The following is a 22701-nucleotide window of genomic DNA, read 5'->3' as shown; positions in this document are numbered from 1 at the left end:
CCTGGCTCGTGGGGGAAGCGCGTGAAGGCCCCCTTCCCTCGGCTCAGCCGAGGGAAGGGGGCCTTCACGCGCAGCCGTTGTGACCGGTGCTGCTGGTGAGGCTCGTGACGGCCTTCACGGCTCAGCCGCTGCCGGACCCACCGCGCGCCTAGGAGCTGCGGCACTCCGCGACCGGCGGAGTCCCGCCCTCGCCGTCGATGGTCGCGATGAAGCCGAAGGTGGTCGTCCCGCCGGCGGGCAGGACCGCGTTCCAGTCCAATTCGGACACTCGCACGCGATCGCCCTCCTGTGTCAGGGAACCGTTCCACAGATTGGCGATGCGGGTTCCGGGAGGCAGGGTCCAGCTGACCTCCCAGCCGGTGAGCCGGGTGTCCTTCGCGTTCCGCACGGAGACCCGGATCTCCGAACCGCCGGGCCAGCGATTGGTCACCTCGTAGTGCGCCTCGCACACCGGCCGCTCGACGGTGGTGCTCTGCCCCGGCACGGGCGGCGCCGCCGGGGTGTCTGGTGAGTCGCCGTCGAACAGCAGGATCCCGCCCAGTACGGCACTCGCCACCACCACACCGCCCGCGATGGCCAACGGCAGCCGTGACCGGCGGGCGGGCGCGGGAAGTCGTTTCGTACCCGACAGGATCGCCGGACGGCCGTCCGCGACCGCGCTGAGCAGGCGCTCGGCCTCGGCCATGTCCGGCCGCTCGCCGGGATCGCGCCGGAGCAGCCGCAGCAGGACGTCGGTGAGCGGACCGGAGTTCCGCGGCGCGGTGATCTCGCCGCGGGCGACCCGTTTGAGGAGCGCGATCTGGTTGCCGTCGGTGCCGAACGGCGGCGCGCCCTCCAGCGCGGTGTAGAGCGTGGAACCGAGGGAGAACACGTCCGACGGATAGCCGGGTTCCTCGCCGTCTGCGACCTCGGGGGAGAGGAACGCCGGAGTGCCGACGACGAGCCCGTCGCCGGTCATGGTCCCTTCGCCCGTGGCGTGGGAGAGCCCGAAGTCGGCGATCTTCGCGCCGCCGTCCTCGGCGATCAGGATGTTGTTGGGCGTGACGTCGCGGTGCAGGATCCCGTCCGCGTGGGCGGCGGCCAGCGCCGAGGCGACCTGCGCGCCGAGTTCCGCCACTCGCCCCGCCGGGAGCGGGCCGTCGTCCGCGAGGAGGTCCGTCAGCGGCCGCGACGGCAGGAACTCCATGACCAGGAACGGGGTTCCGTCCTGCTCGGCGACGTCGTACACGGTGACGGCGTGCGGATGCTTGAGCCGGGCGGCGACCCGCGCCTCCCGCATCGCGCGCACGATCGAGCGGAACGGCGCGTCGTCCGGCACGGTGCCCGGCAGCAGTTGCTTGACCGCGACCGTCCGGCCGAGCCGTTCGTCCCGCGCCTGCCACACCACGCCCATCGCGCCCCGGCCGACCTTGCGCTCCAGCCGGTACCGGCCGGCGACGAGCTCGCCTTCACGTGTCACGCCGCCCCCTGATCTCCTGTGAGCACACGGATCCGTTGGCGCTCCGGTTCACCCGGGGACAACTCTATCGGCTAGGGCCGCTGTACCTCCTCGATCGGAGCACCGGCCGTCGCCAGCCAGGCCTCGGCGAGCAGCCGGTGACCGAGCGGACTCGGGTGGACGCCGTCCGGCGCGAGGGTCGCCGCGCCGTGCTCTTCCGCCGCCCGCGGCATGAACAGGTCCGCGCGCACCAGCCGCGCGCCGAACTCGGTGGCGACCTCCAGCGCGACCTCGATCCGGGGAGCCAGATCGTCGAGCCACTCGTGCTGCTCCGGTTCGACCGGCAGCAGGAACGGCGTGATGACGTACAACTCCGCCGGGAGATTCCGCCGCGCACCGGCCAGCAGACGGCGGTAGGCGGCGCGGAACTCGTCGATCGGGCTCGGCAGGCCGCGGTCGAAGGTCCGCCACGTGTCGTTGATCCCGATCTTCACGGTCAGCACCGTGGGCCGCTCCGCGAGGACGTCGGTGGTCCACCGGGCTTCCAGGTCGTAGACGCGGTTTCCGTTGAGGCCCTTGTTGAGCACCACCGGCCCGCCTGGCAAGCGGTCCGCGATCTGCCGGACGTACCCCTTGCCCAGCGACGCGGGATCCTCGCGGTCGCGGCTGGAGTCGGTGATCGAGTCGCCCGCGAACAGCAGACGGTCGGCGTCGGTGAATCTCACGCGCCCGCCTCGATCAGCTTGCGGAGGGAGTCGGCCTCACCGGGGATCAGGGCCGGATCGTTGTCCGGAACGAACTCCAGCAGCGCGTCGAGCGGGCGTCCGGTCTTCGCGAGCAGCGCGAACGCCCGCGTCCACAACTCCGTCCTCGCGGTCAGCGGATGCCGTTCGTTGCTGGGCCACCACGAGAAGACGTGCACCGCGCGGACCCGGTCGAGGACGTGTTCGAGTCCTGCCAGCGCCGGTTCGTCCGGCAGGTCCTGAGGCGGTTGCCAGTAGGTGCCGAGGTTGTCGCGGCCGACCTCTTCCAGCAGCCGGACGGTCGATGCGGCGGTGTCGGTCAGTGTCCCGCCGTGGAACTCCAGCGCGACTTCGAGACCGTGCGCCTCCGCGACGTCGGCGGCCTCGCGGAGACCGGCGACCACCTGCTCCCGCTCCTCGGGGTCGACGTCCGCCGAGCCCGCTTTGCCCGCCCACACCCGGATCCTGGTGGCGCCGAGCCGGACCGCGGTCGCGGCGATGTCGCCGAACTTCCCGGTTTCCACCGGGGTGGCGCGGAAGTAGGAACCATAGGAGCCGCAGGTCAACCCGTGCCGTGCCATGGCTTCGAGCGCGCGGTCGGCCGCCCAGTCGTCACCTGGGCGCACGTGGACGTCGGCGCCCCACTCGATCACCCGCAGTCCCGCTTCCGCGGTACGGCGGGCGACCTCGTCGGCGTCCAGCCGCCGCAGCGTCACCGAACACAGTCCCGGGCGGATCATCGTTCCTCCAACAGTCGAGTACTTTCCCGCAGCACGACCTCGCCGGTGACCGGCCGGACGCGAGGGCTGGCCGCGCGGTCGGCGAGGACGAAGTCGAGTGCCTGTTCACCCATCGTCTCGATCGGGACGCGCACGGTGGACAGCGAAGGCCTGATGTCGCGCAAGGTGATGATGTCGTCGAACCCCGCGACCGCGATGGGCGACGGCACCTCCAGCCCGCGGTCACGGCACGCGGCCATCGCGCCGACGGCCATCACGTCGTTGACCGCGAAGACGCAGCCGCGGCGGAACCCGCCTTCGAGCGCCCGCACCATCGCCGCGTACCCGCCGTCGCGGGTGAACTCCGCGTGCAGGACGTGGTGCCCGGGCAGGGAGGCGCCGTGGCAGGCGAGCCCGTCGCGGAAGCCCAGCACGCGATCGCGCGAGGTCAGCAGTCCCGGCGGCCCGGCGAGCACGCGGAAGTCACGGTGCCCGAGCCCGGCGAGCCGCTCACCGAGTGCCGCCGCACCCGGCCGGTTCTCCAGCATGACGGTGTCGAACGGCAGTTTCCGCTGCCCGATCACCACGACCCGGCCGTCGGCGGCCTCGAAGGCCTTGAGTTCCTTGGTCAGATTCCGTTGCAGGGCGCTGTCCTCGTTGCGCGAACCGGCCAGGATGACCGCGCGTGCCCGTTGCCCGCGCAACGTCGTGACGTATTCGAGTTCCTTCTCCGGCCGGTTTTCCGTACTCGCGATGGTGACCGTCAGCCCGTGCCGGGCGGCCACGCGCATCACGCCGGACGCGATCGAGGAGAAGTACGGGTCGACGATGTCGTGCACCAGCAGTCCCACGACGTTGCCTCGGCCGCGGGCCATCGCCTGGGCAGGCACGTTCGTGGTGTACCGCAGCCGTTCCGCTGCCCGCAGCACCGATTCCCGCAGGCCCCCGCTGACCTGTCTGGTGCCACCGTTGAGCGCCCTCGACGCCGTCGCGAGCGACACTCCCGCCTCACGGGCGACATCGGCCAAGGTGACCGAACCCGCGGCGCGCTGCGGCATGGTTCCTCCTCGGTGGTGCGGTGGGCTCACGCCGGCGAGGACGGACGCCGGCGTGAGCCCGGCTCTGATGTTGACCGCCTGGCTACGGAGCGCCGGGTCCGACGTCCGCGGTGGTGAGCGGGCGGTTGGCGATGGCGGCCGTCGAGTACTCGTCCGCCCCGACGTCGCGCAGGCTGCCGCGGGCCTGACCGTCGAGGTCCAAAGTGGTCGGTGCGGTGGTCAGCGTGGCCGCGTCGATCGCCGGGCTGCCCGCGGCGAGCCGCGAGATCCCGTCGCTGCCCTGCACCAGCTTCGGGTCGATCCGGCGGAAGGTGCCCGCCGGGATGTTGCCGTCCCCGCCCGAACCCCACAGGATGTTGCCCGACCAGGTGAAGTTGCCCGTGGTGCTCATCGCGACCAGATCGCCGCTGCCGCCGACGAAGATGTTGTCCGAGATCGTGCAGTCGCGCGGTTCGATCGTCCGCTTGGTCTCGCCGGCGAGCGTGCCGCCGTTGTTCAGCAGCGTGTTGTGCGCGATGAGCACGCGGTCCGCCGCGTCGTTGCCGCGCCGGGATTCCTTGGACTCACCCGGGAAGTGGTCCCGGACGGAGCCGCTGCCCACGACCAGCGCGCTGCCGGACAGGCCGGCGACGTAGTTGTTGACGATCTTGTGGTCGTTCCCGTAGATCCGGATGCCTTCCTTGCCGCTGAGGATGAAGTTGGAGTCGACCAAGGTGTTGTTCCCGTGCCGCAGCACGATGCCGCCCTTGCTGTTCCGGATGGTGTTGTTGCGGATGAAGTTGCCCGACGACTTGATCGAGATCGCCTCCGGGTCGCCGTTCGCCCGTTCGAAGAGGTTGAACTCGACCTTGGCGCCGGCGGTGCTGAGCGCACGCGGGCTGAGGCCGAGCCGGATCGGCTCGCCGCCGTTGTCACCGGGGAAGGTGTGGTCGGAGAAGTAGTTCCGGAAGACTTCGACGTCCACGGCCATCTTGTCCTCGTCCGCACCCTCGATGCAGAGCATGACGCCGAGTGTCGTCTTGTGGTGGAAGTGGTTGCGGTCGATCTTGCTGTTGTCGGCGCGGACCATCACCCAGTCCAGGTCGGTGAGGTCGGCGAACTGGAGATCGTTGCGGGTCAGCCGGATCCGCGAGCAGTTCGGCGGGATCTCCAGCGTGGTGCTCTGGCGGAACTTGAACCCACTGATCGTGACACCGGTGGAGTCGTCGAAGACGAAGCTCTGCTCACCGTTGAGGGTTACCCCGCCCCGGGACTGCGCGACGATCGTGATCGGCTGATCCTTGGTGCCGCGCCTGCCCTTGACGCTGATCGGGCTGCCCGTCGGCACGGTGTAGGTGCCGTTGGTGACGGTGATGACCGTGCCGGGGCCCGCCTGGTCGATCGCGTTCTGCAGTTCGGTCAGCGAACCGACGCTCAGCGCGCACAACCCCTTCGGCTTGGCCGACGCCGTGCCCGCGGTGACCCAGGGGACGGTGATCAGCGCGGCGCCGAGGGTGGCGCCGCTGAGGAACCTTCTGCGATCCATGATGCCTCCGTGCTCAATCGGTGGGGAGGGTTTCGGCGGCGGGGCTTTCTGTGCTCAGGAACAGCTCGATCACCGGAACCGGGGTGTCCGGTTTCCGGATGGGGAGTTTGAGGGTGAGCGTGCCTTCCGGCTGCCCGCCCATCTGGGTGTTCTGCGCGGTCTGGCCGGGATCGGTGTGCACCTGCCGGATTTCCGAGGCGTCGTCGAGCAACTGGGCGTAGCGCACCCGCCCGGCCATCCCGGGCAGGTGGACGTGGTTCATCGGCCAGCTGAAGAGATGCAGATAGAGCCGGTCTCCCCGCTGGGTGTATCGGCAGTCCGCGGGCGCGGTGAACGCCGACGGGCCACAGCCGCGGATGGAGCGTTCGTGCCGGTCCATCCAGCGGCCGAGTTCCGCGAGCACTTCGAGCGCTCGTGGGTCGATCTCGCCCCGGCCGTTCGGCCCGACGTTGAGCAGCAGGTTGCCGTCCTTGGACACGCCGTCGACCAGCATCCGGATGAGCAGTTCGGGGCTCTTGTAGTCGAGGTTGTCGCGGTCGTAACCCCAGCTGCCGTTGAGGGTCTGGCAGGCTTCCCACACCACCGGGACGCCGTCGCGGGTCATCGGACCGGACGGCTGGTACTGCTCCGGGGTGATGAAGTCGCCGGGGATGCCGGTGCGGTCGTTGACGAGAATGCCGGGCTGCAGTTCGCGGACCAGCGCGAGCAGGCCGGGGGAGTCCCAGTCGTCCGGTCCCTTGCCGCCCCACCATTCCTTGCGGCCCTGGTACGAGAAGTCGAAGAACAGGTAGTCGATCGTGCCGAAGCGGGTGAGCAGCTCACGGACCTGGCCGTGCAGAAAGAGCTGGTATTCGGCGATGTCGGCGTACTGGTGCGCGGCGATGTACTCCGCGTCGTCACGGCGGGGATGGGTGCCGTCGACGGGGAAAGCCGGGTGGTGCCAGTCGATCAGCGAGTGATAGAAGCCGACCTTGAGGCCTTCCTCGCGGCAGGCGTCGACGAACGGACCGAGAAGATCCTTGCCGTAGGGGGTGTTCGTGACCTTGAAGTCGGTGAGATCGCTGTCCCACAGGCAGAAACCGTCGTGGTGCTTGGTGGTCAGCACGACGTAGGTCATGCCCGCGGCCTTCGCGGCCCGCGCCCAGGAACGCGGGTCGTACTTGTCCGGCTCGAAGTGGTCGAAGTAGACGCGGTACTGCTCGTCGGTCAGTTTTTCGCGGTTCTGCACCCATTCGTGCCGGGCGGCCAGCGAATACAGTCCCCAGTGGACGAACATCCCGAACCGGTCGTGGGTGAACCAGGCGGTGGAACTCACTACAGGATCGCTCCTTGATTGTCTCGGTCAGCCCTTGAGCGCGCCCGAGGCGAGCCCGCGGACGAACGAACGCTGGAAGAACAGGAACGCGGCGACCGAGGGGAGCAGCGCCAGCAGCGACGCGGCCATGATCACGCCCGGGGTGACGTTCGTGTCGATCCGCAGTGTCCGCAGGGCCAGCGGCAGGGTGTAGGTCGACGCGTCGGTCGACACCAGCAGCGGCAGCAGGTACTGGTCCCAGATCATGGTGAAGCCGAAGACGCCGATCACGCCGAGCGCGGGTTTGCACATCGGCAGGATGATCTGCGCGAAGATCCGCAGATCTCCGGCGCCGTCGATCCGGGCGGCCTCTTCGAGTTCGCGCGGGACGTCCTTCATGAACTCGGTCATCACCAGGATCGAGAAGGCCCACGCGCCCAGCGGCACGATCATCCCGGCGAGGCTGCCGATCAGGTTGAAGTGCACCACCGGAAGGTCCGACAGGATCAGCGACAGCGGGATCGCGAGGATCTCCTCCGGCAGCATCAGCGTCGCCAGGATCGCGACCAGCACGAAGGTCATGAACCGGAACTTCTTGCGCGCCAACGCGTATCCGGCCAGCACCGAGACGATGACCTGCAGCAGCAGGCCGAAGCCGACCACCAGGAACGAGTTGAGCAGGTACTTCCCGACACCGAGGTCGAAGGCGATGCCGAAGTTGCCCAGGGTGGGGCTCGACGGGACGACGCTCAGCGCCGTCGGATCGGAGACGTCGTTGAACGCGCTGACCAGCAGGGCCAGCAGCGGTCCGGCGAAGATCAGGAGCAGCAGGGCGTACAGGACGAACTTCAGGATCCGTCCGCCCGGCGACTTGACGGCGTCGAGGCCGAGTGCCGAATCGTTGGCCGCGGTCATGCGTCTCGCCTCCGTCGGAGCACCTGGACGAACAGGGTCAGCACGAGCGTCGCGAGGAACAGCAGGACCGCTCCCGCCGCGCCGACGCCCAGCCGGTTCTGTTCCAGGCCGAGTTTGTAGATCAGGGTCATCGCGACCTCCGTCGAGCCGTTCGGCCCGCCGTTGGTCAGCAGGAACACCTCGGTGAACACGCGCAGGCCGCGGATCGCCGCGAGGACGAACAGGATCGAGAACACCGACCGCAGACCCGGCAGTGTCACGTGGAGGATCTTGCGCCAGCGGGAGGCACCGTCCACAGTGGCCGCTTCGTAGAGACCGCGGTCGATCCCGGCAAGGCCCGCCAGGAAGATCATCATGTCGTACGGCGCACCGCGCCAGATGCCGGTGATGATGACCGAGATCATCGAGGTATCGGGATCGTTGATGAAGCCCGACGGTCCCAGCCCGACCAGGCCGAGGATGGAGTTCAGCATCCCGTCCTCGGTCGGGTGGTACATGATCCGCCAGAGTTCGGCGACCACCGCGATCGGCACCACCACCGGCAGGAACGCCGCCGAGCGCAGGAACTTCAGCCGCTTGCTCTGGCCCTCCATCAGCAGCGCGAGGGCGAGGCCGATGACCATCGACCCGGCCGTCTGCCCGACCGCGATGATCACGGTGTGCCAGATGGCGGAGTGGAACGCCTCGTCACCGAGGACGGTGCCGTAGTTCTGCCCGCCGACCCACTGGTTGCCCAGATACGGCTGGACGTCCTGGAAGGACATCGTCACCGCGGTGATCATCGGGATGAACTTGAAGTACACGAACAGGATCAGGGCGGGGGCCAGGAACAGCCACGGCGTCCACCACTTCCCGTCGCGGTCGCTGCGCCCGCGGGCCTTCGGCGCGGGCGCCCGCCGGGTGGCGGGACGGTCCGCGCCGACGGCCGCCGGCTTGGCGTGATCTACCGTCATGACGCGCTGATCCCCTGTTGCTGCAAGGTCGCGGTGAGCTTGGTGTCGAGTTTGGCCAGTTCCGCCTTGGTGTCGAGCTTGCAGTCGGCGACGAGCGCGCTGACCGTGTCGGCGGTGTCCTGGCGGACGGGCGTCCAGTTCGGGATGGACGGCGCGTAGTGGCCGGACTTGGCGTAGATCTCGGCGTAGGTCTTCCAGCGCGGGTCCGGGCGGACCTGGGTGATGTCGACGTTCTTGTTCACCGGGAGCTGGACGATGAAGGCGGTGTCGCCCTCCATGCCGATCTTCTGGCCGTCGGCCGAGATCGCGAAGTCACCGAAGGCGTCCTGCCCGGCCTGGTTCGGCGAACCGGCCATCATGTAGATCGACAGTCCTTCGGCGAGCACGTCCGCGTTCTTGGCGCCCTTCGGCATCGGGACGACCTCGTACTTGTCCTTGCCGAGCGCCTTGTCGAACCGCGGCAGCAGGTACGGGCCGACGACGTACATCCCGGCCTTGCCCGCTTCGAACGTCTCGTTGGTGGCGGGGGTCGGCATGGTGACCGAACCGGGCTGGATCACGTTGTCCTTGCAGCCGAGGTCGCGGAACCACTGCACCGCGGCCAGCGATTCGGGGGTGCTCATCGACGGCTTGTACTTGCCGCCTCCGGTCTCGGTGATGAAGTCGCCGCCCGCGGCCCACAGGAAGTTGGAGAAGTACCAGGAGGCGTAGCCACGCTTGGTCGACAGCGTCGCGTTCAGGCCCGCGGTGTCGTTCTTGCCGTTGCCGTCGGGGTCGCCGGTGGTGAAGGCCTTGGCGAGGTCGACCAGCTCGGGCCAGCTCTGCGGGACGCTCTTGCCGAGCTTCTCCCGCCAGTCCTTGCGGATCAGCAGCGCCGAAGCCTGCGCGCTGTAGGGCAGGCCGTACAGCTTGCCGTCCGGGGTCTGGTTGGACTTCAGCGCCTGCTCGGTCAGCTCCGAGGCGTGCTTGATCTTGCCCTGTTCGATCTCACGCACGAGACCCTGGCTCTTCAGGGTGCCGACCTGCGTGACGTCGTTCATCACGATGTCCGGCAGGTCGCGCTGGGCGGCGCGCTGGGCCAGCTTCGTCTCGAAGTCGTCGAAGATCGCGGTGACCTGCACCTTGAAGCCGGTGGCCTTCTCGAACGCTTCCGCGAGCCGCTTCGTGGCCTGCTCACCGGCGCCGCCGGGGGTCGTCCGGGTCCACAGTTCCAGTGGGGCCTTGGTGTCCTGCGCGACGTTCGTGCCTGCGGGGCCTGCCGAGCAGCCCGAAAGAACCAGCGCTGAGACAGTGAGTCCCACGCCGATCCACCGCGATTTCCGCATCGCTTCTCCTGTTCACTGTGGACCACGCCGTCTACTCCGCAGGGACGGTAAGCGCTTTCCCGGTCCGGGGTCAATGGTCCGATGATTACGAATTTCAATCGGCCGACCTTGCCTCCGGGTGGGGCTCACCGCCCTTGGGGCGGGTTAAGCATCCGATGTATGGTGCCCTCGGAGGTAGGGATGACGGAGCTGAAACACCGGCCGGCGGCGATCCTCGTGATGGAGGAACGCCGCCGTGACGACGTTTACCCCGAGGCCGTACGCGACGAAATCGGGGCGCTTGTGGACCTGCGTGAGCCGCTCACCCGCGAGCGGCTGGCGGAGCGTCCGGAGGCCCTCGACGGGATCGAGATCCTGCTCTCGGGCTGGGGGGCGCCGGTCCTCGACGCCACGCTGCTGCGGGCGGCACCGGACCTGCGCGCGGTGCTCGTCGCCGCCGGATCGGTCCGCCCGCTGACCACCCCCGAGTTCTGGGCGCGCGAGATCCCGATCGTGTCCGCGGCGGCCGCGAACGCCGTCCCGGTCGCCGAGTTCACCCTGGCCCAGATCCTCTTGGGACTGAAGCAGGTGCACCGGATCTCCCGCGAGATCCGGGAGCGGCGGGCCTACCCGGCCGACCCGAGGGTCGCCGGGGCCTACCGCTCCAAGGTCGGGCTGCTCGGCCTCGGCGAGATCGGTGCTCTCGTCGCGTCTCACCTGCGAAGCTTCGACGTCGAGGTGCTGGCGAGCGACCCCGTCGTCGACGCCGCGGCCGCCGCGGAACTCGGCGTGCGGCTGGTGGACCTCGACGAACTGTTCGGCACCTGTGCGGTCGTCAGCCTGCACGCCCCGCTGCTGCCGGAGACCGAAGGGCTTGTGAACGGGCGGCTCGTGGCCGGAATGGGCATCGGCGCGACCCTGATCAACACCGCCCGCGGCGCCGTGGTCGACGAGTCGTCGGTCGTCCCGGTGCTGAGCGAGCGGCCGGACCTCACGGCGATCCTCGACGTCACCTGGCCCGAACCGCCCGAACCGGACTCGCCGCTGTACGCGCTGCCGAACGTGGTCCTCACCCCGCATCTGGCCGGGGCACTGGGCGCCGAGCGCGCGCGGATGGGGGAACTCGTCGCGCGGGAACTGCGCCGGTTCGTCCTCGGGCAGCCGCTGCAGCACGCCGTCGCGCCGGAACGGGCCCACTTGCGGGCGTGAGGTCGTATAACGTCCTATACCGCGTGCCGGCTGGCGGCCAGCACTGCCGCGAGCCCCTCTTGTAGATCTTTGACGAAGTAGCCGGGCATCTCCAGTGACGGGAAATGACCCCCGGCTTCGGGTGCCCTCCATCGGACGATCTGCCGGTACCGCTGCTGCGCCCACGGGCGCGGATACTTCTCGATGTCGCGGGGATAGGTGGTGATCGCCGCCGGGACGTCGACCCGGAGGTCGGGATCGAGCGAGTTGTGGCTTTCGTAGTAGATGCGAGCAGACGACGCGCCTGTCCGGGTCAGCCAGTACAGGGTGACGTCGTCGAGGACGCGGTCTCGGGAGATCGTCTCGAACGGGCTGTCTTCGGTGTCGGACCACTCGGCGAACTTGTCGAGAATCCAGGCGAGAAGCCCGACCGGTGAGTCGACGAGCGAGTAGCCGATGGTCTGCGGCCGGGTCGCCTGTTGCTTCGCGTACGCCGCGCGGTGGTGCCAGAAATCGTGGGTTTCCTCGGTCCAAGCGCGTTCGGCCGCTGTAAGCCCGTCCGTGGTCAGCCCGGGTGGTCCCGCCGCGAACGTCGTGTGGATGCCGAGGACGTGCGCCGGGAACCGGCCGCCGAGAACCGTGGTGATATTGCCTCCCCAGTCGCCGCCGTGCGCGGTGAACCTGTCGTAGCCGAGCCTGCCCATCAGTTCCACCCACGCGGCCGCGATCTTTTCGGTGCCCCAGCCGGTGGTGGACGGCTTGTCGCTGTACCCGAAGCCCGGTAGCGAGGGGACCACGACGTGGAATGCCGGCGCGTCCGCGTCCTTCGGATCCGCCAGCTCGTCCACCACATCGACGAACTCGGCGACGCTGCCCGGCCAGCCGTGCGTCAAGACCAGGGGAACGGCATCCGCACGCGCGGACCGGCGGTGGAGGAAGTGGATTCCCAGGCCGTCGATGGTCGTGCGGAACTGGCCGATCCGGTCGAGGCGCTTCTCGAAGGACCGCCAGTCGTATCCGGTGCGCCAGTACTCCACGACATCGACGAGGTCGGCGAGAGGAACACCCTGGCCCCATCGGCGATCGACCGTCTCGGTTTCGGGTAGCCGCGCCGAGGCCAAGCGTGCACGCAGATCCTCGAGGTCGGCGTCGGATGCGTGGGCTTCGAAGGGGTGTACGTCGCTGGACATGAGACCTCCTGTCATCGAAGAACCGGCTAAGACGGTTCTAGCAGGACCGCATGTCGGGGTGCAACCGGCTAAGGTGGTTCCATGCCTGCTGGGTTCCCTGACTTCCGCCTCGGCAACGTGCTGGCGACCAGCTTCACCGCGACCCTGACGGAGCGTCGTGGTGACGCTGTGGAACGCATTCCCACGCCGCACCGGCTCGTCGACTGGCTGGCGGTGAGCGGTCTCGCCGTGGACTCGTGCACCACTGGCCAGCTCGAACTCGCTCGGGAACTGAGGGAGTCGATTCACGCCGCTGCGACCGCGGCCGCGCTCCGGGACGCGCTCCCCGCTTCCGCCGTCCAAGTCATCAACGAGCGCAGCACCCAGGGCCGGGCCGCGGCCGTTCTGACGTCCGAAGGCAAGCGACGATGGCAGCTCGGCCCGGCTTCCCGCGTGGAAGACGCCCTTAGCGTGATCGCCGCCGACGCGGTCAGCATCATCTCCGGCGAACGCGACGGAAAGCTGGCCTTGTGCGCTTCGCCGACCTGCCAAGCCGCCTTCTTCGACACCAGCCAAAGCCGCTCCCGTAAATGGTGCGACATGAACACGTGCGGGAACCGGCAGAAGAAGGCGCGGTTCAAGGCGAATCAGCGGAAGAAATCTCTCTGAGCGCAAGGGGGGGTGCGTACGGTTGCGACGGTTGTTGCCGTTGTGGGGTCGGCTTCGGGACGTGGGCACTGGGGTCGTTGCCGCGAAACGGCAACGTGGTGGTGCGATGCCGGTCTGGTGATGTGACCGCCGGGCCGTTGCCGTTGCCGTTGCCGTTGAACGGCGACGGGCTTGGGCAGCGGGGGCTTTTCGCGCTTTGCCGCTCTGGAACGTTGCCGAGGAATGGCGACGGGTTCGGGCGGTGGTGGTGTGCGGTTGGCTTTGTGCCGTGATCGGCTGGTTTGTCGCCGCGAAACGGTGACAAGTCGAGACGGTGCCGGCTTCGGGACCTTGCCGTTTCGGTCCATCGCCGCTATACGGCGACGGACTCGGGCAGGAGTGGTGGCTTTTCGTGCCTTGCCGCTCTGGGGCGTTGACGGGGATGGCGACGGGCCGGGGTTGTCGGGTTGCCGAAGAACGGCAACCGATCCGGACGGTTGTGTTGCCGAAGAACGGCAACCGATCCGGACGGTTGTGTTGCCGAGGAGCGGCAACCGGCCAGGGACGGCGCTGTTGCCGAAGAACAACAACCGATCCGGACGGCGGCGGTCACGTGAGCTGGCCGCGACGGGACCTACCCGATCACCAGTTCCGCACCACCGGCGCATACCCCACGGGCTTGTCCCCGACCTTCACCCCAGGACTGATCACCCAGTTCTGGTACTCGGGCGTGAACATCCGGTACACCGACTCCGGCGGCACGGCGCTGGCCTCATTGAGGATCGTCCGCAGCTCCGGTGGCAGTTCGAAGTCGAGCGCGGCCATGCTCGTGCGCAGCTGGGTGGCGCTGCTCGCCCCGACGATCGCGGACGCGACGCCCGGCTGGGTGGCGACCCAGTTGATCGCGACCTGCGCCATCGTGACGCCGAGTTGGGCCGCGACCTCCTCCAGTGGCTTGAGCAGTGCCCAATCGCGTTCGGTCCACGCCTTCCCGGCGTTGCCCGGATCGCTCAGCCTGCCCTCACCGGCGGGGGTCTCGGTGGTCTGGCGGTACTTTCCGGTGAGGAAGCCGCCTGCCAAAGGGCTCCACGCGGTGATGCCGAGTCCGAGGTGCTGTCCCATCGGGACGTGTTCGGTCTCGATCGTCCGCTCCACGAGCGAGTAGGGCAGCTGGAGGTTGACCGCCGGGGTCAGCGCGTGCGCGTCCGCGAAGGACTGGGCCCGCGCGGCGTACCAGGCGGGCACGTCCGAAAGTCCGGCGTAGCGGATCTTTCCCGCGCGCACCAGGTCGTCGAAGGTGCGCATCACCTCTTCCGGCGGGGTGATGCGATCCCAGGTGTGGAGCAGGAACAGGTCGAGGTGGTCGGTGCCGAGCCGTCGCAGTGACGCCTCCAGCGCCCTGATCAGGTGCTTGCGCCCGTTGCCGCCCGCGTTCGGGTCGCCGGGGTCGACGCTGTTGGTGTACTTGGTGGTGAGCACGACCCGGTCGCGCACCTTCGCCTCGGCGATGAGGCGGCCGAGGATGGTCTCGCTTTCGCCGGCGGTGTAGAAGTCGGCGGTGTCGATGAAGTTCCCGCCCGCGTCGAGGTATTCGCGGAAGACCGGGCGGACCTCGTCCTCGGTTTTCCCGTAGGCGGCGTGGAAACCGCCGGTGCCGAAGTTCATCGTGCCGAGGGCGATCCTGCTCACGCGCAGGCCGGACCGGCCGAGCGAATAGTACTGATCCAGTGGCATCGCGGTGGCTCCGGGGTTTCAGTGGTGTCCACTGTGGACAGGGATGACGAAGCTGACGGTCTTCTCGTCGAGGATCTTGTGCGTCGGGTCGGCGAGGCCGATCCACACCTTGTGCGGTCCCGCCGGCAGCGACTGGATGATGAGCGGCTCTCCGCTGCCGTCCGCCCAGTGCCACTGCGCGTCGTCGACCGTCACGTGGATGTGGCCGATCCGGGGCGAGACATCGAGCGCGGCCGGGCCGTAGACCGGGACGATCCGGAGGTTCTCCGCGCGGTACCGCAGGACGACCAGGCCCATCGCGAGCTGTTCGGGCAGTGGCTGGTCCACGACCAGCGAGGGTGGTGGCTGCGACGGCAGCGGCACGACGGGTGCGGGTGACCAGTCGGCGGCGGCGACGGCGGCAGGGGGAGCGGATGCCGTCGGCGGCGGTGAGGCGGCACTGCAGGCGGCGGTGGCGAGGACGAGGGCGGCGGCGAGGGCGAGCTTCCCAAGAACGGGCATGAGATCACGCTAGGACGGCCGCGAGCACCTCGGCGCCCGTCGGATGACGTCATCGGTGTAGGTCACCCGTGACACTTTCCGGTGATCACCAGGTAGCGGCACCCCAGGCGGGGAATACCGAGGACATCAGGCTGGGGGCGGAAAAGAAGGAGAGAACGATGAGGACTCGGATCGCCGCCTTGGCGGCCAGCGTGACGCTCATGATTTCCGCGGGTGCCTTCGCGGCCTCGCCCGCCTCCGCGGACCCGGTGCCCGGCAGCCCGAACCAGTTTTACGCGTCGTGCGCCGTCGACCTGCTGGGTGTCCCGGTGGGATGCCTCGAAACCGACGAAGTGCACGCGACGCACATCTGCCAGTACGTGCTCACGGCTTTCGGGCTCGGGCTGGACTGCATCCAGCGCTGATCACAGGTCGTCCTCGCCGATGATCGTGCGGAGTTTGTGCAGGGCGCGGTGCTGGGCGACCCGGACCAACCCGGGGCTCACCCGCAGGACGGCGCCGGTTTCGGGAGCCGACATACCGACGGTGACGCGCAGCCGGATGATCTCCCGCTGAATACCGGGCAGGGTGCTCATCAGACGGGTCAACCGGTCGTGCCCGTCGGCGGCGAGGGCCTGCCGTTCGGGTTCGTTGGGCTCGGGCGTCGCGCGATCGGGCAGATCGGCCGTGGGTTCGGACCTGTCGCGGGCCCGCCACCGGAAGGCAGCGGCGACCTTCCGGGAGGCGATCCCGAGAACGGCGGTGAGAAAGGAGCGGCCGGTGGTTCTGGCGGTGGGAAGGGCGGTGAGCACGGCGAGACAGGTCTCCTGTGCGACGTCCTCCGCGGCGATGATCCGCGTGTCGATCCCGTCCATCCGGCTGCGGCAATAGCTCGCGACGACCGGTTGCACGATCTCCATCAGTTCCTCGGTCGCGGTGGGATCACCGCCGCGGGCGCGAGGAACGAGGGATTCGAGATCCTCCGTCAACGCACCGTCGTCCGGAAAAGGAGCCGCCCCCGGCGAGGCGCGTTCGCCGGGGGCGGTCCAGGTCAGGCGAGTTCCCAAAGCGCGGGCACGTTCGGCGGTTCCCAGCCGGGCATGGAGGTGTGCGGCTGGATCACGCGGTAGTTGCTGCCGCCGTAGGTGGCGGTCGCACCGGAGCCGTAGTAGGTGTACGGCGCCCAGGTGCCGCCCGGCGGGTTCGAGGTCGTCGGGCCGGTCGGGGTGGTGGTCGGCGTCGTGGTGGTGCTGGACGGCGGGTTGCCGGTGACCATCAGTCGCAGGTTGTAGGCGCTCAGGATCTCCGTGACCGGCTGGAAGTAGATGGTGCCGCCGGAGGTGCAGTCGCCGGAGCCACCGGAGGTGACGCCCTGCGCCTGGTCACCGGTGATCCACGAACCGCCGGAGTCGCCGGGTTCGGCGCAGACGTTGGTCCTGGTCAGGCCGGTGATGGTTCCTTCGGGGTAGGTGACCGAGGTGTTCTTCTGCAGGATCGTGCCGCAGTGCCAGCCCGTCGTGGAGCCGGACCGGCAGACCGAGGAGTTGACCGCGGCCTCGGTCGAACCGGCCACCGGCACGGTGCCGGGGTAGCGGTTGACCAGTGCTCGCGGGGTGTTGCCCGCGTCGGCACGGACCCAGGCGTAGTCGTTGCCGGGGAAGCTGGAGCCCGCGACGGTCCCGCTCGGGTTCGAGGTGCGGGTGCCTGTGGTGCCGCAGTGCCCGGCGGTCACGAAGCCGCCCTCGACCGGGAAACCGATGGAACAGCGGCCCGAACCGAAGGTGTAGGCGTTGCCGCCGATGATGTCGATCAGCGCTCGCGGTTTCTCGGTGCTGGCCTCGACGCGGACCGAATCGGCCTGCACGCCGGCCTCGGCCGCCCACGACTTCGCGGCGGCCTCACCGCCGGCGTTGGCCAGTACGACGATCGAGTTGGTGACGACGTCGGTGTACCAGCCGGGCACGGTCTTCGGTGCCTTGGTGGACTTGGCGTCCAGCGCCAGCTTGGCGGCGTCGAGCTGGGTGGCGCTCCGGGCGACGGTCTTCGGGGTCGCGCCGGCGGCGCGCACCAGGTCGGCCTGCGCCGCGTCGGTGACGGCCACGGTCAGCGAAGTCCCGGTGGTGTCCAGCCAGGATCCGGCGTACGCCGTGCCGAGCTGCTTCTTCAGCGTGTTGTCGATGACCGCGGCCCGTTGCTCGCTCGCGAGCCGGAGCTTGGCCTGTTCGGGGCTGATCTTGAGGTCTCGCGACATGGCCGCGAGCATTTCCGACTGGGCCTGGTCGGCGGCCGTTGCCGGTTGCCCGGCACTCGCGCTCGGGGTGAGGGCGATGGCCGTGACCAAGCCCGCGCCGGTGATGGCCGCGGCTGTGGCGGCGAGGATCTTTCTGTTCATGTCGACGCTTTCCTCGAAACGGGCGGGGGAGGAGAGGGAACGTTCCCGACCGTACGAGGCGCATCACGGAATTGGTACATACCATTTGGGTCATACCCACGGGCTTGAGCGCCGGGTGATATGACACTCGAGCGGGCGGTTCCGCTCGGTGAATCCGTTGCCGGGCAAGAGCTTCCACTGCCCGGAGACCAGAGTGGACGCCGCCGCCGCTGTCGGCTCGTGGTGCCGTCCTTGTCGTCAATACCGTACTTTTGAGGGGTAAGGCAAAGGGAACGCCGGAACTTCTCACGGAGTGAGGATCGCAAGTGCAGCTTTTCGGGCGGGAAGCCGAACTGAAGGGCCTTGACGAGCTCGTCGACGGTCCTGCCGAGGGCTGTGGCGGTGTCCTCATCCAGGGCGAACCGGGTGTCGGCAAGTCCGCCGTCGTGGCGGAAGCGGTCGCCGCGGCGACGGTCGGCGGCCTGCGGGTACTGCGCACGACCGGCGTCGAGGCCGAACGGAACTTCGCCTACGCCGGTCTGCACCAGCTACTCTTCCCGGTTCGAGCGGGTGCGGACACCCTGCCCGCGCCGCAGCGTTCCGCGCTCTGGGCGGCGCTGGGCCTCGCCGAGGGGGCGGAGCCCAACGCGTACCTCGTCGGGCTCGCCGCGCTGACGCTGCTTTCGGAGGAGGCGGCGGCCAAACCGCTGCTGATCGTCGCCGAGGACGTCCACTGGCTGGACCGGGAGAGCGCCGACGTCCTTGCGTTCGTGGCCAGGCGGATCGAGTCGGAGCCGATCGTCCTGATCGCGACCCTGCGGGACGGGGAACCGTCGCCGTTGCGCGACGCGGGATTGCCCGCGATGGGCCTGGAGCGGCTGCCCGACGCGGTCGCGGCCGAACTGCTCGACTCAGTCGCCCCCCGGCTCACGACTCCCGTCCGGACCCGGCTGCTCGCCGAGGCCGCCGGGAACCCGCTGGCATTGACCGAGTTGCCGTCGGCCATGACCGAGGCGGCCGATCCCGTGCTGCCACTGACCGATCGGCTCGAGCGGACGTTCGGTGACCGGTTCGTCGCCCTGCCGGAACCCGTGCGCACGACCCTGCTGGTCGCGGCGCTCAACGAGACCGGGTCGATCACCGAGACGCTGGCGGCGGCCGGTGCGCTGCTGGGCGAAACCGTCGAGCCGGAAGCGCTGACGCCCGCCGCGGAGGCCCGGTTGATCGACCTCGAGCCACGGACGGTGTCGTTCCGGCATCCGCTGATGCGTTCGGCCATCCCGGCATCGGCGTCGGCCGAGGAACGGCGGCACGCCCACCTCGCCCTCGCCGACGTCCTGCGCGAGGAGCCGGATCGCCGGGCGTGGCATCGGGCCGCCGCGGCGATCGGTGCCGACGAAGCCGTGGCCGGCGAGCTGGAGAACGCCGCCGACCGTGCCCGGCACCGTGGTGGACCGGCGGCCGCGGTCGCGGCGCTGGAGCAGGCCGCCCGGTTGAGCGCCGATCCGGCTCGGCGGGCGGACCGGTTGCTGCGGGCGGCCGAGCTGGCCGTCGAATCCGGCGGACGCGAGAAGGCGGAACGGCTCGTCGAGGACGCCCGCGCCGGCGAGCTCACGCCAAGGCAACGAGCGACCGCGAGCTGGTTGCTCAGCGGGTTCGAGGACGGCGTGCGCGAGGACCTGTCCCGGGTCGCGGAACTGGCGCGGCTGGCCGAGGCGGTGGCGAAGGACGGGATGCCGGATCCGGCGATGCGCATCCTGTGGGGTGCCGCCATGCGCTGCTTCTGGACCGAGCCCGGCCCGGAGGCGCGGCGAACGCTGCTGGCCGTCGCGGACCGGCTCCCGGTCGAGAACTCCGACCCGCGCCTCGTCGCCGTCACCGCCTACGTCGCGCCGTTCGAACGGGCCGAAGCCGTACTCGGTGACCTGCGCGGACTCGCCGCCACCGGCGGAACCGATCCCGAGGTCGACCGCTTTCTCGGCAGTGCGTCCCTCCAGGTCGGCGCGGTCGATCTGGCCGCCCGGTTCTCGGCGGCCGCGGCCCCCGGGCTTCGTGCGCAGGGCAGGCTCGGCCTGCTGCCGAGGGCGTTGGCGGTCCAGGCGTGGAGCCAGGTCCGGCTCGGTGATCTCGCCGCGGCGGTCCCGGTCGCGGCGGAAGCGGCCAAATTCGCCAAGGAGACCGGTCAGCCGTTCATGTACGGGTTCGCCACCGCGGTCCAGGCCGAGATCGCCGCGTTGCGGGGCGAGCACAAACAGGCCAAGGCGCTGGCCGACGAGGCCGAACGGGTCGGGCTCGCCGCCGGTGCCCGGCCGGTCCTGGCGACCGTCCAGCTCGCCCGGGGTATCGCCGCCTCGAGTGAGGGCCGCTTCGACGACGCTTTCGACGATCTGCGGCGGCTGTTCGATCCCGCCGATCCCGCCTTCCAGCTGGCCCTGCGCGTCTACTTCGTCGCGGACCTGGCCGAGGTCGCGCTCCGGGCGGGGCAGGCCGAGGCCCTGCGGGAGATCGTCGCGGAAATGGAGCGGCTGGCCTTGTCGACGGCGGCACCGGCCCTGCACATCGGCCTGCGGTACGCCCGCGCCGTCCTCGATCCCGGCGACGACCTGTTCGAGACCGCGTTGCGGGCGGAGCTGGACGGATGGCCCGCCGAACGCGGGCGACTGCGGCTGGCCTACGGCGAATGGTTGCGGCGTCAGCGGCGTGCCGTCGATTCGCGCGCGCATCTGCGTGCCGCGCGGGAGACCTTCGACGCGCTCGGCATGACGGCGTGGGCCGAACGCGCGCGCCGTGAACTGCGGAGCGCGGGGGAGTCCAGCCCCAACCGCGGCCCGGACGCGCGGGAGAAGCTGACCCCGCACGAGCTGAGCATCGTGCAACTGGCCGCCGAAGGCCTGACCAACCGGGAGATCGGGCAGCGGCTCTATCTCTCGCACCGGACGGTCGGCACGCATCTGCACCGGATCTTCCCGAAACTGGGCGTGACTTCGCGGGCGGAACTCAAGAAATTCTCGTGACTGGTGCTGAGGGTTATTGGGGGTAAGGCAAACGTGTCGTGTCTCGGGCGAGGCGGCGGGCTGGGTGACGCGGCACCGCACTGGCCTTGCCGAAGTACATGAAGGCCCCCTTCCTTGCGTCTAGCGCCAATGTCAGGAACTTAGGCGGTTCAAGGGTGGGCTCCCCAGACTCGCCAACCATCCACAGTGGACACAAATCGAGGAGAAATGTCCTCTTGAATCCAGTTTGACCGTGTCCTTAAGTGCGTGAAGGCCTCCTTCACTGCGCTAGACGCAGTGAAGGAGGCCTTCACGCACTTCACGACCGGTCGCCGAGGTCACAGCCGCCCCACCGTCACCAGAGATCACATCTGACGGTAGCGAAAGCCTCCTTCACTACCGTCAGGGTAGGCAAGGAGGCCTTCACTACCAGAAGAACGCGTACACGGGAGCGACACCGGCCCCATGCCACGACACGTTTGCCTTTCCCCTCAAGAGAACGACCCAAATCACTCACGACGTCTCACGAGGCCGCGATCAAGTGCGCAGCCACACCGCCGTATCCGTCGGCAGTTCACCGTCGACCGGGCCACTGGTCAGGAGGACTTCGCGATGCGGAGGGAGCGGCACCGGCGTGTCCGAGAAGTTCAGCACGAAGGTGAACCCCGGCTCCCGCGTGAACGCGAGCACGCCGTCGCCTAGCGGCAGCCATTCCAGGCCCCCGGCCCCGAGTGCGGGAAGCTCGTCCCGCATCCGGAGCCCGGCGCGGTACAGCCGCAGCATCGACGCCGGATCGGCCGCCTGCTCTTCCGCCGTACCGGAGCGCCATTCCGCGGGCTGGGGCAGCCACGTCCCGCCGGTGCCGAAGCCGAACGGCGGCGCGTCACCGGACCAGGGGAGCGGGACGCGGCAGCCGTCGCGGCCGGGGTCGGCGCCGTTCGTCCTGGCATAGACCGGATCCTGCCGGAGCTCGTCCGGGACGTCCTCGACCTCCCACAAACCGAGCTCCTCCCCTTGGTAGACATACAGCCCACCGGGTAGCGCCAAGGTCAGCAGCGCCGCCGCGCGCGCCCGGCGGGTCCCGAGTCCGAGGTCGACCGGAGTGCCGTGCAACCGGTCGGCGAACGCGAACCCGGTGTCACCCTCGCGTCCGTACCGGGTCACGTGCCGGGTGACGTCGTGGTTCGACAGCACCCAGGCCGCGGGCGCGTCGACCTCTTGGTGCGCCAGCAGCGTCCGCTCGATGACGTCCCGGAACCTCGTGGAATCCCAGGGGCACACCAGGAAGTCGAAGTTGAACGCGGCGTGCAGTTCGTCGCGCCGGAGATACCGCGCGGCACGCGACATGTCCGGCAGCCACATCTCGCCGACGAGGACCCGGTCACCCGGATAGCTGTCGGCGATCTTGCGCCACGACCGGTAGATCTCGTGCAGTCCTTCCTGATCGGAGAACGGCGTCTCGTCACCAGGGTCGACGTCGGGCAGCCGCGGGTCCTTGACCAGCCCATCGGCGACGTCGATGCGGAAACCGTCGACCCCCCGGTCGAACCAGAACCGCAGGACATCCTCGAAATCCGCGCGGATGTCCTGGTTGTCCCAGTTGAAGTCCGGCTGCCGCGAGCTGTAGAGGTGCAGGTACCACTCGCCGTCGGGGACCCGCGTCCACGCGGAGCCGCCGAAGCGCGACTTCCAGTTGTTCGGCGGTTCCGAACCGTCCGGGCCCCGGCCAGGACGGAACCAGAACCGTTGCCGCTCGGGCGATCCGGGTGCCGCCGCGAGGGCGTCTTGGAACCAGCGGTGCTCGTCGGAGCAATGATTCGGCACGATGTCGATGATCACCCGGATCCCCTTGGCGTGTGCCGCGGCGATCAGGTCCTCCGCCTCGGCCAGGGTGCCGAAGAGCGGGTCGATCTCCCGGAAGTCGGCGACGTCGTAGCCGCCGTCGTCCATCGGCGAGGGATACCACGGGGTGAACCAGATCGCGTCGATCCCCAGCTCGGCCAGGTAGTCCAGCCGCGCGCGGACCCCGGCGAGGTCGCCGACGCCGTCGCCGTTCCCGTCGGCGAAACTGCGGATGTAGACCTGGTAGATCGCCGCGCTCCGCCACCATCCGGCGGCGGACTGCCCCAATGCGGTCACGGAAGTGTCCTCCTCGATAGTTTGTGGATA

The 22701-nt window shown here is 69.3% G+C and carries 19 protein-coding genes; 4 read left to right on the top strand and 15 right to left on the bottom strand.

From position 1 onward, the window contains the following. Positions 1 to 148: 148 nt before the first annotated feature. The 9 genes from ACZ5ZX_RS30170 to ACZ5ZX_RS30130 form a co-directional block, all read right to left on the bottom strand. Complete coding sequence (locus ACZ5ZX_RS30170; protein WP_465505362.1) at positions 149 to 1459, bottom strand: protein kinase domain-containing protein; 1311 nt, start codon at positions 1457 to 1459, stop codon at positions 149 to 151. Between the two features lie 71 nt (positions 1460 to 1530). Next, complete coding sequence (locus ACZ5ZX_RS30165) at positions 1531 to 2163, bottom strand: SGNH/GDSL hydrolase family protein (RefSeq protein ID WP_465505361.1); 633 nt, start codon at positions 2161 to 2163, stop codon at positions 1531 to 1533. Next, a complete protein-coding gene (locus tag ACZ5ZX_RS30160; RefSeq protein WP_465505360.1) occupies positions 2160 to 2921 on the bottom strand; it encodes a sugar phosphate isomerase/epimerase family protein in 762 nt (253 codons plus the stop codon). Before ACZ5ZX_RS30160 ends, ACZ5ZX_RS30165 begins: the two co-directional genes overlap by 4 nt. Beyond that, on the bottom strand, positions 2918 to 3958 hold the full coding sequence (locus ACZ5ZX_RS30155) for a LacI family DNA-binding transcriptional regulator (RefSeq protein ID WP_465505359.1): 1041 nt from the start codon (positions 3956 to 3958) through the stop codon (positions 2918 to 2920). Before ACZ5ZX_RS30155 ends, ACZ5ZX_RS30160 begins: the two co-directional genes overlap by 4 nt. 82 nt (positions 3959 to 4040) lie before the next feature. Continuing rightward, complete coding sequence (locus ACZ5ZX_RS30150; protein ID WP_465505358.1) at positions 4041 to 5483, bottom strand: polysaccharide lyase 6 family protein; 1443 nt, start codon at positions 5481 to 5483, stop codon at positions 4041 to 4043. 13 nt (positions 5484 to 5496) lie between these two features. Then, positions 5497 to 6798, bottom strand: a complete 1302-nt coding sequence (locus ACZ5ZX_RS30145; protein ID WP_465505357.1) for an alpha-L-fucosidase — start codon at positions 6796 to 6798, stop codon at positions 5497 to 5499. A gap of 27 nt (positions 6799 to 6825) precedes the next feature. Beyond that, positions 6826 to 7692 carry a carbohydrate ABC transporter permease gene (locus tag ACZ5ZX_RS30140; RefSeq protein WP_465505356.1) on the bottom strand — a complete coding sequence of 289 codons (867 nt, stop codon included), beginning with the start codon at positions 7690 to 7692 and terminating at the stop codon, positions 6826 to 6828. After that, the gene (locus ACZ5ZX_RS30135) at positions 7689 to 8645 is read right to left on the bottom strand and encodes a carbohydrate ABC transporter permease (protein ID WP_465505355.1); all 957 of its coding nucleotides are present in this window, start codon (positions 8643 to 8645) and stop codon (positions 7689 to 7691) included. The genes ACZ5ZX_RS30140 and ACZ5ZX_RS30135 overlap by 4 nt, the downstream gene beginning before the upstream one ends. Beyond that, complete coding sequence (locus tag ACZ5ZX_RS30130; RefSeq protein WP_465505354.1) at positions 8642 to 9970, bottom strand: sugar ABC transporter substrate-binding protein; 1329 nt, start codon at positions 9968 to 9970, stop codon at positions 8642 to 8644. Before ACZ5ZX_RS30130 ends, ACZ5ZX_RS30135 begins: the two co-directional genes overlap by 4 nt. Positions 9971 to 10150: 180 nt before the next feature. On the opposite strand from ACZ5ZX_RS30130, the gene ACZ5ZX_RS30125 reads away from it, so the two are divergent. Then, positions 10151 to 11158 (top strand): hydroxyacid dehydrogenase, encoded by a 1008-nt coding sequence (locus ACZ5ZX_RS30125; RefSeq protein WP_465505353.1) that lies wholly within the window; start codon positions 10151 to 10153, stop codon positions 11156 to 11158. Between the two features lie 14 nt (positions 11159 to 11172). On the opposite strand, the gene ACZ5ZX_RS30120 is transcribed toward ACZ5ZX_RS30125, so the two are convergent. Continuing rightward, positions 11173 to 12327 (bottom strand): epoxide hydrolase family protein, encoded by a 1155-nt coding sequence (locus ACZ5ZX_RS30120; RefSeq protein WP_465505352.1) that lies wholly within the window; start codon positions 12325 to 12327, stop codon positions 11173 to 11175. Between the two features lie 81 nt (positions 12328 to 12408). Here ACZ5ZX_RS30120 and ACZ5ZX_RS30115 point away from each other — a divergent pair, with 81 nt between their 5' ends. Further along, positions 12409 to 12975, top strand: coding sequence for a CGNR zinc finger domain-containing protein (locus ACZ5ZX_RS30115; protein ID WP_465505351.1), 567 nt, complete (start codon positions 12409 to 12411; stop codon positions 12973 to 12975). A gap of 621 nt (positions 12976 to 13596) precedes the next feature. Here the strand turns inward: ACZ5ZX_RS30115 and ACZ5ZX_RS30110 are convergent. Next, complete coding sequence (locus tag ACZ5ZX_RS30110) at positions 13597 to 14688, bottom strand: aldo/keto reductase (protein WP_465505350.1); 1092 nt, start codon at positions 14686 to 14688, stop codon at positions 13597 to 13599. Between the two features lie 18 nt (positions 14689 to 14706). Next, entirely contained in the window at positions 14707 to 15189 is a 483-nt protein-coding gene (locus tag ACZ5ZX_RS30105; RefSeq protein ID WP_465505349.1) for a DUF6130 family protein, read from the bottom strand. Between the two features lie 158 nt (positions 15190 to 15347). Between ACZ5ZX_RS30105 and ACZ5ZX_RS30100 the strand changes: the two genes are divergently transcribed. Then, positions 15348 to 15593 (top strand): hypothetical protein, encoded by a 246-nt coding sequence (locus ACZ5ZX_RS30100; RefSeq protein WP_465505348.1) that lies wholly within the window; start codon positions 15348 to 15350, stop codon positions 15591 to 15593. Here ACZ5ZX_RS30100 and ACZ5ZX_RS30095 read toward each other — a convergent pair whose 3' ends face one another. Together ACZ5ZX_RS30095 and ACZ5ZX_RS30090 are read right to left on the bottom strand one after the other, a co-directional pair. After that, positions 15594 to 16235, bottom strand: a complete 642-nt coding sequence (locus ACZ5ZX_RS30095) for a sigma-70 family RNA polymerase sigma factor (RefSeq protein WP_465505347.1) — start codon at positions 16233 to 16235, stop codon at positions 15594 to 15596. Continuing rightward, entirely contained in the window at positions 16220 to 17560 is a 1341-nt protein-coding gene (locus ACZ5ZX_RS30090; RefSeq protein WP_465505346.1) for an alpha-lytic protease prodomain-containing protein, read from the bottom strand. The genes ACZ5ZX_RS30095 and ACZ5ZX_RS30090 overlap by 16 nt, the downstream gene beginning before the upstream one ends. A 305-nt stretch (positions 17561 to 17865) precedes the next feature. Here ACZ5ZX_RS30090 and ACZ5ZX_RS30085 point away from each other — a divergent pair, with 305 nt between their 5' ends. Next, on the top strand, positions 17866 to 20553 hold the full coding sequence (locus tag ACZ5ZX_RS30085) for a helix-turn-helix transcriptional regulator (protein ID WP_465505345.1): 2688 nt from the start codon (positions 17866 to 17868) through the stop codon (positions 20551 to 20553). A 516-nt stretch (positions 20554 to 21069) separates the two neighbouring features. Here ACZ5ZX_RS30085 and ACZ5ZX_RS30080 read toward each other — a convergent pair. Beyond that, complete coding sequence (locus ACZ5ZX_RS30080) at positions 21070 to 22671, bottom strand: glycoside hydrolase family 13 protein (RefSeq protein ID WP_465505344.1); 1602 nt, start codon at positions 22669 to 22671, stop codon at positions 21070 to 21072. Between the last annotated feature and the right edge of the window lie 30 nt (positions 22672 to 22701).

Source organism: Amycolatopsis sp. NPDC033938 (assembly GCF_055575975.1).
The sequence above is the reverse complement of the archived record's forward strand: the minus strand, read 5'-3'. Positions and strand labels throughout refer to the sequence as shown.